This is a genomic window from Rugamonas brunnea, assembly GCF_014042345.1.
GTDB classification, from domain to species: Bacteria; Pseudomonadota; Gammaproteobacteria; order Burkholderiales; family Burkholderiaceae_D; genus Rugamonas; species Rugamonas brunnea.
This window is the reverse complement of the sequence record NZ_JACEZT010000001.1, coordinates 203,186-216,739: the sequence shown is the minus strand read 5'-3', so window position 1 is coordinate 216,739 and position 13,554 is coordinate 203,186. Positions and strand designations below refer to the sequence as shown.

The following is a 13,554-nucleotide window of genomic DNA, read 5'->3' as shown; positions in this document are numbered from 1 at the left end:
GTGTTGCAAAGGCATACCCGCCGGGCTTGTCGCGGACCCGCCGCGGCCACGAGAGAGCTGATCTGAGGTATGTCCATGACCTTGTCGCAGCCAGCCACCGCAGCACCGCCGTACGCCAACAATTTTTTCCTGGCGCGGCAACCGATTCTCAACCGGCAACAACGCCTGGTTGCCTACGAATTACTGTTCCGTACGGCGCCCGAGCGCAACCATGCCAGCTTCATCGACCACACCGAAGCCACCGCCACCGTGATCGCCCATGCGTCCGAATTGGGCATGGGCAGGGTGGTGGGCGACCAGATGGCGTACGTCAACGTCGACACGGTGGGATTGATGAGTGACTTCATCAACTTCCTGCCCACCGACAAGGTGATCCTGGAAATCCTCGAATCCGTCAAAGCCACGCCGGAAGTGCTCGAACGGGTGCTGGAGCTCAAGCAGGCCGGCTTCAAGTTCGCGCTCGACGACGTGGTGGCCGAATCGGACGACGTGCGCAAGTTGCAGCCGCTGTGCGACGTGATCAAGATCGACATCAAGGATGTGCGGCCGGGCGCGCTGTCCGCATTGACGCGGGGATTGCGCCATCCCAGGCAAAAACTGCTGGCCGAAAAAGTGGAAACGATGGAGGAATTCCAGCAGTGCCTGGCGCTGGGCTTCGAATACTTCCAGGGCTATTATTTCGCCCGTCCCGTCATCCTCAGCGGCAAGAAGATCGCTCCATCCCAATTGACCATCCTGCATCTGCTGGACTTGCTGAACCAGGACGCCGACACCCAGGCCATCGAACGCAGCGTCAAGCACGATGCCGTGATCACGCTCAATCTGCTGCGGCTGGTGAACACGCCGGCCGTGGGCGCACGCTACCGCATCAATTCCGTGGGGCACGCGCTGGTCGTGCTCGGACGGCGCCAGTTACAGCGCTGGCTGCAGATCCTGTTGTATGTGAAGACGGGGCAGCAGCAGGAATTCACCTCGCCCTTGCTGCAACTGGCCACCACGCGCGGCAAGACCATCGAACTGCTGATGGAAAAGCTGCGCCCCGGCCAGCGCGTGTGCGCCGACATTGGCTTCACGGTCGGCATCATGTCGTTGATGGATACGCTGTTCTCGATCCACATGAACGACGTGCTCAACAGCGTCAACGTGCTGGATGACGTGCGCGCCGCCTTGCTGCACCACAGCGGCGAGTACGGCAGCATGTTGAGCCTGATCGAACACCTGGAGACGGACGGCGACGGCCACCACCTGAGCCGCATGCTGCACGAGTTGCAGCTGTCACCGTCGGAGTTGTATGCGATTCAGCTGGCGGCGTTTGACTGGGTCAATGATTATGCGCATGGGATGCAGTAGGATGCTTATCCGACAGTCGCGTTGACCTTGTGAATCACTGCCCCAGCAGCAGAAACACCGTCGGCTTCTTGTGGAAATCCGGGCCCTTGCCTTCGGCCAGCTGGCTTTTCCATTTCGCGCCCGTCATGGTGCGGATGGTTTCCGATGGCAGGCTGAGGTCGGTCGCCACGCAGATCAGCGTGCCCGGTTGGCAGGCCGCCACCAGCGCTTCCAGCATGGCGGCGTTGCGGTACGGGGTTTCAATGAACAGTTGGGTCTGCTTTTCCGCGCGCGAGCGCTTTTCCAGTTCCTGGATGCGTTTGGCGCGCTGGGCCGCGTCCGTGGGCAGGTAGCCGTTGAAGGCGAAGCTCTGGCCATTCAGGCCGCTCGCCATCACGGCCAGCAACAGCGACGATGGCCCCACCAGCGGCCGCACGGGGATGCCGTGCTGGTGGGCCAGGCGCACCAGGTCGGCGCCGGGGTCGGCCACGGCCGGCACGCCCGCTTCCGACACCAGGCCGGCGTCGCGCCCGGCCAGCAGCGGCGCCAGCAGGCCGGCCAGCGCCTGGGGCGGGGTGTTGACGTTCAGTTCGGCGATCTGGATTTCCTGCAGCGTCTTGCACAGCGGATGCTGGGCGCCGACCAGTTTGAGGAAGGCGCGCGCCGTCTTGGCGTTCTCGGCCACAAAGTAGTCGAGGCTGGCCGTGGTGGCTTGCACGTGTTCGGGGATGACGTGGGATAACGCTTCAGTGGCGCCCAGCGTGTTGGGGATCAGGTAAAGAGTGCCTGGCATGGATACGTGCTTTTCTTGTTAGTGGTGCGAAATGGTTCAGGCGAGGGTTCAGGCGAGGCCGAAGAAGGGCACGCCGATCTGGCGCAGCATGCCAGTGAGCGCGATCAAGGGCAAGCCCGTCAACGCGGTCGGGTCGCTGCTGTCGATGCGTTCCAGGATGGCGATGCCCAGTCCTTCGTTCTTGGCGCTGCCGGCGCAATCGTACGGTTGCTCGATGCGCAGGTAGGCGTCCAGTTCCGTGTCCGGCAAGTCGCGGAAGGTGACGGTGGTCTGGATATCCTGCACCTGGGCGGCCTTGGCCGGATCGGCGGCGCGGCCGTCCCACACGCACAGGGCCGTGTGGAACACGACGCGCCGGCCGCGCATCTGCTGCAACTGGCGCAGCGCGTTGGCGTGGTTGCCCGGCTTGCCGATCTGCTGGTCGTCCAGCGTGGCCACCTGGTCCGAGCCGATCACGACGCTACCGGGCAGGCGGGCGGCCACGGCGGCCGCCTTCTCGCGCGCCAGCCGCAGGGCCGTCGCGCTCGGCGATTCGCCGGGCAGGGGGCTTTCATCGATGTCGGGCACGGCCACGTCGAATGGCAGGTGCAGGCGCGACAGCAGTTCTTTGCGGTAGGCGGAGCTGGAGGCTAAAACAAGGTGGACGGGCAGGGTATCGAGAGGCTTCATGCAATATTTTGGCCGCAATGCTGGCTTGGTGGGAAGAAATGTTATATGCTCTGACGCCGGACGAAAAAGCGGTGCAACAAGCGACTTGGCGCGTGAAAAATGCGCGGGGCTTTGACTCGGTGGCGAAAACCCTGTTATTATCGCAGGTTTTCCGGGGAAGCTAGTCCATGAGCGCTGTTGTGATCGACGCATTTGATTTTTGTCGCACGAACGGGATCAGCGAGGGCGTGACGCCTGTCGCCGAGATGACCCGCTTGACGAAAGACTGCGCGGACCAGTCCGGCACGATCAGCTGGAAGCTCGAAGGCAGCACCAGCAAGCAGGGTTTTCCGCAGATTCGTCTGTCGGTGAGCGGCACGGTGCAGTTGGTGTGCCAGCGTTGCCTGACCCCCTATGCATACAAGATCAACTCTTCGACGTTGCTGATGCTCGGTAAGGACGACGCGCACGCCGATGAGATCGAAGAAATTATCGATGATGAAACCATCGACGTGATCGTCGGCACGCGCAGCATGAGCGTGGCCGACCTGGTCGAAGACGAGGCCCTGCTGGCCTTGCCGCATACGCCCAAGCACGACGTCTGCCCGGACGACGCGCTGGTCAAGGCGGCACAGAGCGCGAAGCCGTCGCCATTCGACGCCCTCAAGGGCCTCAAATCCGAATAAGCAGTAGGTAACAGACGTGTCAAACGCGTGTAGTAATCGAGTATGGCATTGTGTAGTGAAGCGTAGTAAAAGCAATTTAACGATGTCGGCAAGGCAAGTATGACCAGTTTTGCCGCTGGGATACTCGATTCGCATGAATTTGCCAGTCGAATGTGTTAAAATTTAAGAACTTATGTATTAGGAGTCATCATGGCCGTTCAACAGAACAAGAAGTCCCCTTCGAAGCGCGGTATGCACCGTTCGCACGATTTCCTGGTTGCCCCGCAACTGGCGATCGAGCCAACCACCGGTGAAACCCACCTGCGTCACCACATCAGCCCTAACGGCTTCTATCGTGGTCGTAAAGTCCTGAAAACCAAAAACGACGAGTAATCGACGTTTTTTGTGGGCTAAGATAAGCGGTGCGACGTGGTGCATAACCTGCGTGGCGCCGCTTTTTCTTTTTTCATCGGCTGCAATCCTGTTTGCACACCGTCATTTTGAATCGCGTTGACCCTGCGTCATCGAGGTCCGCATCTTGCCGCGGCTAGCCCCAGAAGGGCGGAGCGTGGTACTGAATCAAAACAATGACAATCAAAATTTCTATCGACTGCATGGGCGGAGACCACGGCCCGTCGGTTACCATTCCTGCAGCTATTTCCTTCGTAAACTCTGAGCCAGACGCCGAACTGATCCTCGTTGGATTGGAGGACGTCATCCGCGCCGAGCTGAAAAAACACCATGCGGACGCGCACCCGCGCCTGTCCGTGCTGCACGCCTCCGAGCAGGTGACGATGGACGATCCGCTGGAAGTGGCGCTGCGCCGCAAGAAGGATTCGTCCATGCGTGTGGCGATCGAGCAAGTCAAGGAGAGCCGCGCGCAGGCTTGCGTGTCGGCCGGTAACACGGGCGCGCTGATGGCCGTGTCGCGCTATGTGCTCAAGACCATGGCCGGCGTCGACCGTCCCGCCATCTGCAGCGTCATGCCGAACCAGAAGAATGGTCCCACCTATATGCTGGACCTGGGCGCCAACGTCGACTGCGAACCGCACCACCTGCACCAGTTCGCCATCATGGGTTCGGTGCTGGTGGCCGCGATGGAGCACATCGAGCGTCCCACCATCGGCCTGCTGAACGTGGGTACGGAAGACATCAAGGGCAATGAAGTGGTCAAGGCCACCAGCAAGCTGCTGCAAGCCGACCACGAGCGCGGCGCGCTCAATTTCTACGGTAACGTGGAAGGCAACGACATCTTCAAGGGCACCACCGATATCGTCGTGTGCGACGGTTTCGTGGGCAACGTCACGCTCAAGGCGATCGAGGGCGTGGCCCGCCTGTTCGCCGACACCCTGCGCGCCGAATTCAAGCGTAACTGGCTTAGCATGCTGGGCGCGCTGCTGGGCATGGGCGCGCTCAAGGCCGTGCGCAACCGTGTCAATCCGTCGCGCTACAACGGCGCCAGCCTGCTCGGTTTGCGCGGCCTGGTGTTCAAGAGCCACGGCGGCGCCGATGCATATTCCTTTGAGTGGGCGATCCGACGCGCGTATGATGCTGCAAAAAATGACGTGCTGGCCCATCTGGCGACCATGATCGCTGAATTGATGCCGCGCGAAACGACAGCACAGGAAGCACCTGGCTCAACTATCTAGTGGACGGTAAAGCGGTATGACTTTGTATAGCAAAATTATCGGCACCGGCAGCTATCTGCCACCCAAGCGGGTCACCAACCAGGATCTGACCGATCAACTGGCCGCCAAGGGCATCGAAACCTCGGACGAGTGGATCGTCACCCGCAGCGGCATTTCGGCCCGCCATTACGCCGAGCCTGAGCAGAAGTCCTCGGACCTGGCCGTGCATGCGGCCAAGAACGCGCTGGAGATGGCGAGTTTGCAGCCCAACGACATCGACCTGATCATCGTGGCCAGCTCGACCCCGGACTTCTTCGGCAGCTTCCCCAGCACGGCCTGCATCGTGCAGCGCAAGCTGGGCATCACCAACAACGGCGCAGCCGTGGACGTGCAGGCCGTGTGCAGCGGCTTCGTGTACGCCGTGTCCGTGGCCGACAGCTTTATCCGTTCGGGCGCGCACAAGAACGTGCTGGTGATCGGCGCCGAAGTGTTCTCGCGCATCCTCAATTTCGATGACCGCGGCACCTGCGTGCTGTTCGGCGACGGCGCCGGCGCCATCGTGCTGACGGCGTCCGAGACGCCGGGCATCCTGGCGACCAAGCTGCACGCGGACGGCCGCCACGCGGACGTGCTCAGCATTCCGGGCAATGTCGATGGCGGCGCCATCGCCGGCAGCGGCTTCCTGTACATGGATGGTCCGGCCGTGTTCAAGCTGGCCGTCTCCGTGCTGGAGAAGGTGGCGCACGAGGCGCTGGACAAGGCCGGCATGACGCCCGACCAGCTCGACTGGCTGATCCCGCACCAGGCCAACATCCGCATCATGAACAGCACGGCCAAGAAGCTGGGCATGCCGCCGGAAAAGATGGTGGTGACGGTGGACCAGCACGGCAACACCTCGGCCGCCTCGATCCCGCTGGCGCTCGATATCGCCATGCGCGACGGCCGTATCAAGCCCGGCCAGAACGTGATGATGGAAGGCGTGGGCGGCGGCTTCACGTGGGGTGCAGTGCTCGCGCGAATGTAATTTTTTGGTCGCAATTTAGAATTAGAATTCTAAGCGCGCCCGGGGTCGCCTCCCGGAATGGCGGCCCGGTGTAAGGTTTCGGGGTTTTGCCCCACTTAACAAACGGATAACGTATGACTCAATTTGCATTTGTATTCCCAGGCCAGGGTTCGCAAGCGATTGCGATGCTGGACGGTTTTGCCGGCAATCCGGTCGTGGCCCAGACGGTGGCCGAGGCGTCCGACGCGCTGCAGTTCGACCTGGGCAAGCTGATCGCTGAAGGTCCGAAGGAAGAGCTGGACCTGACCACCAACACCCAGCCCGTGATGCTGACGGCCGCCGTGGCCGTGTACCGCGCCTGGCTGGCGGCCGGCGGTCCGGCGCCGACCGTGGTGGCTGGCCACAGCCTCGGTGAATACTCGGCCCTGGTGGCCGCCGGCGTGATCGCCTTCAAGGACGCCGTGCCGCTGGTGCGTTTCCGCGCCCAAGCCATGCAGGAAGCCGTGCCCGTGGGGCAGGGCACGATGGCCGTGGTGCTGGGCCTGTCCGACGACGACGTGCGCGCCGCCTGCGCCGAAGCGGCCGCGGCCGATCCGGCTTCCGTGGTCGAGCCCGTCAACTTCAATGCGCCGGCGCAAGTGGTGATCGCCGGCCATACGGCCGCCGTCGAGCGCGCCTGCGAACTGGCCAAGGCCAAGGGCGCCAAGCGCGCCATGAAGCTGCCCGTGTCGGCGCCGTTCCACTCGTCGCTGCTGAAACCCGCTTCGGACCGCCTGCGCGAATACATGGCTGGCCTGAGCTTCGCCGCGCCGCAGATCCCGCTGATCAACAACGTCGACGTGGCTGTCGTCAACGACCCGGTCGCCATCAAGGATGCGCTGGTGCGCCAGGCGGCCAGCCCCGTGCGCTGGGTGGAAACCATGCAGAAGGTGGCCAATGACGGCATCACCCAAGTGATCGAATGCGGTCCGGGCAAGGTGCTGATGGGCCTGACCAAGCGCATCGATGCGCGCCTGGTGGGCGACGCCATCGTGGATCAGGCGTCGCTGGAACGGGTTTTGACGCTGCTCAAGTAAGCGCGGCCCCGCTGGGGCAGTATCGACATTCACATAAGGATAAGCATGAATTTAGCAAATCAAATCGCGCTGGTGACGGGCGCATCGCGCGGCATCGGCAAGGCCATCGCACAGGAACTGGCGCGCCAGGGCGCGCGCGTGATCGGCACGGCCACCTCGGAAGCTGGTGCGCAGGCCATCAGCGCCTACCTGGCTGAGATCGGCGCCGAAGCGGGCCAGGGCATGGTGCTGAACGTGACGGACGCCGAGCGTTGCGCGGCCGTCATCGACGAGATCGGCAAGACCTGGGGCGCCGTCGGCATCCTGGTCAACAACGCCGGCATCACCCAGGACCAGCTGGCCATGCGCATGAAGGACGAGGAGTGGGATAACGTCATCGCCACCAACCTGACGGCCGTGGGTCGCCTGTCGCGTGCCGTGCTGCGCGGCATGATGAAGGCCAAGACCGGCCGCATCATCAACATCACCTCGGTGGTGGCGTCGGCCGGCAATCCGGGCCAGATGAACTACGCGGCCGCCAAGGCCGGCGTGGAGGGCATGGGCCGCGCGCTGGCGCGCGAGATCGGCAGCCGCAACATCACCGTCAACAGCGTGGCGCCCGGTTTCATCGACACCGACATGACCAAGGCGCTGGGCGAGGAGCAGCACGCCGCCCTGTTGACCCAGATCCCGCTGGCGCGCCTGGGCAAGCCCGAGGACATCGCCGCCGCCGTGGCCTTCCTGGCCTCGCCGCAGGCGGCCTATATCACCGGCACGACCTTGCACGTGAACGGCGGTATGTACATGAATTGAGGTGGGCAGGCGGCTGTAGGCCGCCCGTTCGCATCATTTAGTAGTGATTTCGGTAGAAATAGCAGCAGACACCGAAATTAGTTTTTCAGTGCGCAAACCTGATAAAATGCGCGCTTTCCGTAACAAACATAATGGAGCCATAACATGTCGGATATCGAACAACGCGTTAAGAAAATCGTCGCTGAGCAACTGGGCGTCGCTGAAGCAGACATCAAGACGGAATCCTCGTTCGTCGACGACCTCGGCGCCGACTCCCTGGACACCGTGGAACTGGTGATGGCCCTGGAAGACGAATTCGAAATGGAAATCCCTGACGAGCAAGCCGAGAAGATCACCACCGTGCAGCAAGCGATCGACTACGCTACTGCCCACGTCAAGGCCTAAGCCTGTCCGATCGACTCCAGGAGAATCGCTTGAGCCGTTCTAAAAACCGTCGTGTTGTGATCACCGGCCTTGGCTGCGTGACGCCCGTCGGCAATAACATTGCCGAAGCGTGGAGCGCAATCACCGAGGGGAAATCGGGTATCGCCAACATCACCAAGTTTGATGCGCAACCCTTTACCACCCAGTTCGCCGGCGAAGTCAAAGGCTTCAACATCGAGGATTACATCCCCGCCAAAGAAGCACGCCACATGGATACCTTCATCCATTACGGCATGGCCGCCGGCATCCAGGCGGTGCAGGACTCCGGTGTGGTCGTCACCGAGGAAAACGCCGATCGCATCGGCGTGATCATCGGTTCCGGTATCGGCGGCTTGCCGCTGATCGAAGAAACCAAGGAAGATTACGACAAGCGTGGTCCACGCCGTATCTCCCCGTTCTTCGTGCCTGCCTCGATCATCAACATGATCTCGGGTAACCTGTCGATCAAGTACGGCATGCGTGGTCCTAACCTGTCGATCGTCACGGCCTGCACCACCGGCCTGCACAGCATCGGCGCGGCCGCTCGTCTGATCGAGTACGGCGACGCCGACGTGATGGTGGCCGGCGGCGCGGAAGCGACCGTATCGCCGCTGGGCCTGGGCGGCTTCGCCTCGGCCCGTGCCCTGTCCACCCGCAATGACGATCCGGCGACCGCTTCGCGGCCGTGGGACCGCGACCGCGACGGCTTCGTGCTGGGCGAGGGCGCGGGCGTCATGGTGCTGGAGGAGTACGAGCACGCCAAGGCACGCGGCGCCAAGATCTACGCTGAACTGCTGGGCTTTGGGATGAGCGCCGATGCTTATCACATGACCTCGCCATTGGAAGATGGCAGCGGCGGCAGCAAGTCCGTGGTCAACGCCCTGCGTCACGCAGGCGTCAATCCGGACCAGGTCAACTACCTGAACGCGCACGGCACGTCCACCCCGCTGGGCGACGTGGCGGAAGTGCAGGGCATCAAGCGCACCTTCGGCGCGCACGCCAAGAACATGGTGATCAATTCGACCAAGTCGATGACCGGTCACCTGCTGGGCGGCGCCGGCGGCCTGGAAGCAGTGTTTACGGTACTGGCGGTGCACCACCAGGTGTCGCCACCGACCATCAACATCTTCAACCAGGACCCCGCTTGCGACCTGGACTTCTGTGCCAATACGGCCCGTCCGATGAAGATCGAGTATGCAGTGAAGAACTCGTTCGGCTTCGGCGGCACCAACGGCAGTCTCGTGTTCGGAAAAGTGTGAACCTTTTAGCGCCCGTCCTGTCCAATCAGGATGGGCGCTGATTCGGCGCCGGCATTCGCCGGCGCCTGAATTGCCCGGCCTTGCCGGCGCGTCTGTTTTATCCCCTTTGCATCAAACGTATTGCCATCCTGCGGCGTGTTCGCACGTCGGTTGCCATGTCGATTGCGGTCTCGGCCGTCGTGCGGCCCTCGTCTGTTGTACGCCTGGCGCGCCTGTTCGTCTGCGCGGGCGTCATGCTGTCCGCGCTGTCCTGCCCGGGGCCTGGCTGGGCGGCCGTGTGCGTCGCGGCCGGCGTGGCCGGTTTGCCCTGGCGCGGCGGCAATCCTAAGCCGCGCCGGATTGATCTATCCCCGGTTGGCCAGATACGGCTGACGGTATACCAACAGACAGGGCCGGATGCGCCGGCGCCTGCCCCGCCTGCGCCAGCGCCGCCGCTGACCCTGCTCGCCGGTTCGACCTTGTGGGCCGGCGTGCTGTTCCTGCGCCTGGGCCGGGCCGGTGAGCCGGTGCAGGAAGTGCTGGTGGCGCCGGGCTGCGTGACGCGGGCGGCGTTCCGTCCATTGGCGCTGGCGTGCCGCGCCGTGGCCGCGCGCGGCGGCGAGGCGGACGGGACATGAAAAAAATGACGCAAACCGTGAACTTCTTGCAGCCGGCAAACTCTATTGCTATATGCGCCCACGCTGCAGGTCACCGAGGACGACGGGCGTGACGACAGAACGTGAGTGCGACCAGCTGCTGGTTGAACGGGTCCAGGCTGGCGACAAACAGGCATTCGATCTGCTGGTCGCGAAGTATCAGCGCCGGCTGATGCGCTTGCTGTCGCGCATCGTGCATGACCCGGTGGAGGCGGAAGACGTGGTGCAGGAAACGTTTATCAAGGCTTACCGCGCGTTGCGCATGTTCCGCGGCGACGCCGCGTTCTACACCTGGTTGTACCGGATCGGCATCAATACGGCCAAGAACGCGCTGTCGCTGCAGGCGCGGCGCACGCCCACTTCCACCGAGAGCAATGCCGAGCGCGCCGAATCGTTCGATGACGGCGAGCACTTGCGCGACATCAACACCCCCGAATCCGTGCTGGCCAGCAAGCAGATCGCCCAGACCGTCAATGCCGCCATGGACACCTTGCCCGTGGATCTGCGCACCGCCATCGCGCTGCGCGAGATCGAGGGCCTGAGCTATGAGGAGATTTCCGACATCATGGCTTGCCCCATTGGTACGGTGCGCAGCCGCATCTTCCGCGCGCGCGAAGTGATCGCGGAAAAGTTGCGGCCCTTGCTCGATATGCCGGTTGACAAGCGTTGGTGAGGCGGCAATGATGGTGGGGCAGGTACTGCAAGTTACGGTTCCTGGTGGCATCCCCGCGTGGCAGGTTGGTGTGAACATGGCAGGATAGGGAATGGATACTTCCAAGCGATTGCGTGAAAACATCTCGGCGCTGGCCGATGGGGAATTGCCCGATAGTGAGCGGGAACTGGCGCTGGCCGCGCTGGGCGGCGAGGATGGCCGTGCCGCCTGGCGGGCCTACCAGGCGATAGGCGACACGCTGCGGGACGGCGCCGCCGGCACGCTCAGCGACGGTTTCGCGGCCCGGCTGGCCCGCCGGCTGGCGGCCGAGCCGCCCCCGGCCGGCGCCGCGCCGGCGCCATCGGCCACGGATGCGGCTTCGGGGCCGGCCGCGTCCGGCGGCGAGGGCGCCTCGCCGGCCGTGGCGATGTCGCCGTCGTGAGCCGGCCGTTCCGGCCCAGCCCTTGAAAAAGTAGCGATTAGTAACATCTTGCCGATACGGCAGCACCCGTTTTCGCTTACCATCGCTCATGCTGCCGCAGTGTGTGCCGCCTGCGGCGGTGGTGTTTTCCCGAACTCGACAAAGAACCCTACTTTCCATGAAAAATTACATCTCCACTGGTAGTAAGACTCTTTCCGCGCTGATGGTCAGCGCCGGCGTATTGTTCGCCCCCGCCATGCTGGGCCTGGCCCCGGCCGCCCACGCGGCGGCCACCTCGGCCGTGGCGGGCTTGCCCGACTTTACGGAACTGGTCGACAAGGCCGGTCCGGCCGTGGTCAACATCCGCACCACTGAGCGCCTCAAGATGCAGGGCGGGCAGGGCATGCCCGGTGACGAGGAAATGCAGGAATTCCTGCGCCGTTTCTTCGGTGGCGCCATCCCCACACCCAGCCCCGGCGGCAAGGCGCCGCGCGGACGGCGCCAGGCGCCCGATGAGCAGGTGCAGCGAGGCATCGGTTCCGGTTTCATCATCTCGGCCGACGGCTACGTGATGACCAATGCCCACGTGGTCGACGGCGCCGACGAGGTGTACGTGACCCTGACCGACAAGCGCGAATTCAAGGCCAAGGTGCTGGGCGCCGACGCCCGCACCGACGTGGCGCTGCTGAAGATCGACGGCAAGAGCTTGCCCACGCTGACCATGGGCGACTCCAACAAGATCCGCGTGGGTGAATGGGTGATCGCCATCGGCTCGCCGTTCAACCTGGAAAATACGGTCACGGCCGGCATCATTTCCGCCAAGTCGCGCGACACGGGCGACTACCTGGCCCTGATCCAGAGCGACGTGGCCGTCAATCCCGGCAACTCGGGCGGGCCGCTGATCAATATGCGCGGCGAGGTGATCGGCATCAACTCGCAGATCGCCACGCTGTCGGGCGGCTACAACGGCATTTCCTTCGCCGTGCCCATCGACGAGGCGATGCGCGTGGCCGACCAGCTGAAAAAGACGGGCAAGGTGACGCGCGGGCGCATCGGCGTGCAGATTGGCGAGCTGAGCAAGGAAGTGGCCGAGTCGCTGGGCCTGAAGTCGGCGCAGGGCGCGGAAGTGTCGCTGGTGGAGCCCGGTGGTCCGGCCGACAAGGCGGGCATCCGGGCCGGCGACATCATCCTCAAGTTCAATGGCACGGTGATCAACCGCTCGTCCGACTTGCCGCGCCTGGTGGGCGGCACGGCGCTCGGCAGCCAGGCCACCATCACGCTGTGGCGCAAGGGCGCGCAGCAGGATGTGCAGGTGACCATCGCCGAGCTGGAGCCGGACAAGACCGCCAAGGCCAAGGCCAAGGGGGAGGGCGCCAAGCCGAAGGCCGAGTCGGCCAACGCGCTGGGCTTCAAGGTCAGCGACCTGACCCCGTTGCAAAAGCGCGAGCTGGACGTGGAGGGCGGCGTGGTGGTGGACGCCACCGAAGGCGCGGCGGCCCGCGCCGGCCTGCGCCAGGGCGACGTGATCTTGCAGCTCAACAATATCGACATCCGCGACGCCAAGCAGTTCAACGCGGCCGTGGGCAAGCTGGACCCGAAAAAGGCGTCCGTGGTGCTGGTGCGGCGCGGCGACGTGACCCAGTTCGTTTCGCTGCGGCCCACGGCCAAGTAAGCGCGGCCTGCCGTCGTTCGCCCATTCCCGGGCCGTCCTGTATCATGGGGCGGCCCGTTTTCTTTCCTGGTCCATCCATGATGCATTTCACCCTCTATTCCCGCAGCTATTGCCACCTGTGCCAGGACATGCTGGACGCCCTGAACCTGCTGCACACGCCGGAGCGTCCGTTCACGGTGGAGGTGATCGACGTGGACGCCGACCCGGCCCTGGTCGAGCGCTTCGACGAACTGGTGCCGGTGCTGTTCGCCGCCCTCGACCAGCCCGAGCTGTGCCACTACTTCCTCGACGCCGACCGCGTGCGCCTGGCCCTGGCTGGTCAAACTGCTTGATTACTCAACTATTTCCCACCTGTACACGTCAATTTGTGCGGCAAAATATTGACGGTTTGATATTTTGGTGGCTTTGCCACGTCATAACACGGGCTTTCCACTCTGAAATCCGGTAAAATGGCGGGTTAGTGAAGTTACTGTTTTGCTGCTGTTTTGCGTTTTAGTGGTAGTCATCAAGGCGCTCGCCAGGGCATTACCGCCCCGTACGGAGCGCTTTTTTTGTATGGTGCCCAGCCGCCGCCCCGTC

The 13,554-nt window shown here is 63.4% G+C and carries 16 protein-coding genes; 14 read left to right on the top strand and 2 right to left on the bottom strand.

What is annotated here, in order from left to right; all coding sequences use genetic code 11:
* The first annotated feature begins 69 nt into the window (after window positions 1-69).
* Complete coding sequence (locus H3H37_RS01015; protein WP_375539971.1) at window positions 70-1,350, top strand: EAL and HDOD domain-containing protein; 1,281 nt, start codon at window positions 70-72, stop codon at window positions 1,348-1,350.
* Window positions 1,351-1,384: 34 nt separating this feature from the next.
* Here H3H37_RS01015 and H3H37_RS01010 read toward each other — a convergent pair whose 3' ends face one another.
* Window positions 1,385-2,122, bottom strand: a complete 738-nt coding sequence (locus tag H3H37_RS01010) for an SAM-dependent methyltransferase (RefSeq protein ID WP_182159163.1) — start codon at window positions 2,120-2,122, stop codon at window positions 1,385-1,387.
* A gap of 48 nt (window positions 2,123-2,170) precedes the next feature.
* Window positions 2,171-2,791 (bottom strand): Maf-like protein, encoded by a 621-nt coding sequence (locus H3H37_RS01005; RefSeq protein ID WP_182159161.1) that lies wholly within the window; start codon window positions 2,789-2,791, stop codon window positions 2,171-2,173.
* Window positions 2,792-2,958: 167 nt separating this feature from the next.
* On the opposite strand from H3H37_RS01005, the gene H3H37_RS01000 reads away from it, so the two are divergent.
* The 13 genes from H3H37_RS01000 (at window position 2,959) to H3H37_RS00940 (ending at window position 13,307) form a co-directional block, all read left to right on the top strand.
* Window positions 2,959-3,456 carry a YceD family protein gene (locus H3H37_RS01000; protein WP_182159159.1) on the top strand — a complete coding sequence of 166 codons (498 nt, stop codon included), beginning with the start codon at window positions 2,959-2,961 and terminating at the stop codon, window positions 3,454-3,456.
* 189 nt (window positions 3,457-3,645) lie between these two features.
* Window positions 3,646-3,828 (top strand): 50S ribosomal protein L32, encoded by a 183-nt coding sequence (gene rpmF / locus H3H37_RS00995; RefSeq protein ID WP_072783806.1) that lies wholly within the window; start codon window positions 3,646-3,648, stop codon window positions 3,826-3,828.
* A 194-nt stretch (window positions 3,829-4,022) separates the two neighbouring features.
* Window positions 4,023-5,084 (top strand): phosphate acyltransferase PlsX, encoded by a 1,062-nt coding sequence (plsX, locus tag H3H37_RS00990; RefSeq protein ID WP_182159158.1) that lies wholly within the window; start codon window positions 4,023-4,025, stop codon window positions 5,082-5,084.
* Between the two features lie 16 nt (window positions 5,085-5,100).
* Complete coding sequence (locus H3H37_RS00985; protein WP_311197374.1) at window positions 5,101-6,087, top strand: beta-ketoacyl-ACP synthase III; 987 nt, start codon at window positions 5,101-5,103, stop codon at window positions 6,085-6,087.
* A gap of 113 nt (window positions 6,088-6,200) precedes the next feature.
* Window positions 6,201-7,142 (top strand): ACP S-malonyltransferase, encoded by a 942-nt coding sequence (fabD, locus tag H3H37_RS00980; RefSeq protein ID WP_182159156.1) that lies wholly within the window; start codon window positions 6,201-6,203, stop codon window positions 7,140-7,142.
* Between the two features lie 45 nt (window positions 7,143-7,187).
* Window positions 7,188-7,934, top strand: coding sequence for a 3-oxoacyl-ACP reductase FabG (gene fabG / locus H3H37_RS00975; protein WP_182159154.1), 747 nt, complete (start codon window positions 7,188-7,190; stop codon window positions 7,932-7,934).
* Window positions 7,935-8,078: 144 nt separating this feature from the next.
* Entirely contained in the window at window positions 8,079-8,318 is a 240-nt protein-coding gene (gene acpP, locus H3H37_RS00970) for an acyl carrier protein (RefSeq protein WP_055936274.1), read from the top strand.
* A gap of 29 nt (window positions 8,319-8,347) precedes the next feature.
* A complete protein-coding gene (gene fabF, locus H3H37_RS00965; RefSeq protein ID WP_182159152.1) occupies window positions 8,348-9,595 on the top strand; it encodes a beta-ketoacyl-ACP synthase II in 1,248 nt (415 codons plus the stop codon).
* A gap of 155 nt (window positions 9,596-9,750) precedes the next feature.
* A complete protein-coding gene (locus H3H37_RS00960) occupies window positions 9,751-10,212 on the top strand; it encodes a hypothetical protein (protein ID WP_182159150.1) in 462 nt (153 codons plus the stop codon).
* An 88-nt stretch (window positions 10,213-10,300) separates the two neighbouring features.
* Window positions 10,301-10,903 carry an RNA polymerase sigma factor RpoE gene (rpoE, locus tag H3H37_RS00955; RefSeq protein ID WP_182159148.1) on the top strand — a complete coding sequence of 201 codons (603 nt, stop codon included), beginning with the start codon at window positions 10,301-10,303 and terminating at the stop codon, window positions 10,901-10,903.
* 91 nt (window positions 10,904-10,994) lie between these two features.
* Window positions 10,995-11,324 (top strand): sigma-E factor negative regulatory protein, encoded by a 330-nt coding sequence (locus H3H37_RS00950; RefSeq protein ID WP_182159146.1) that lies wholly within the window; start codon window positions 10,995-10,997, stop codon window positions 11,322-11,324.
* 157 nt (window positions 11,325-11,481) lie between these two features.
* The gene (locus H3H37_RS00945; protein WP_182159145.1) at window positions 11,482-12,975 is read left to right on the top strand and encodes a DegQ family serine endoprotease; all 1,494 of its coding nucleotides are present in this window, start codon (window positions 11,482-11,484) and stop codon (window positions 12,973-12,975) included.
* A gap of 80 nt (window positions 12,976-13,055) precedes the next feature.
* Window positions 13,056-13,307 carry a glutaredoxin family protein gene (locus tag H3H37_RS00940; protein ID WP_182160265.1) on the top strand — a complete coding sequence of 84 codons (252 nt, stop codon included), beginning with the start codon at window positions 13,056-13,058 and terminating at the stop codon, window positions 13,305-13,307.
* Window positions 13,308-13,554: the final 247 nt, after the last annotated feature.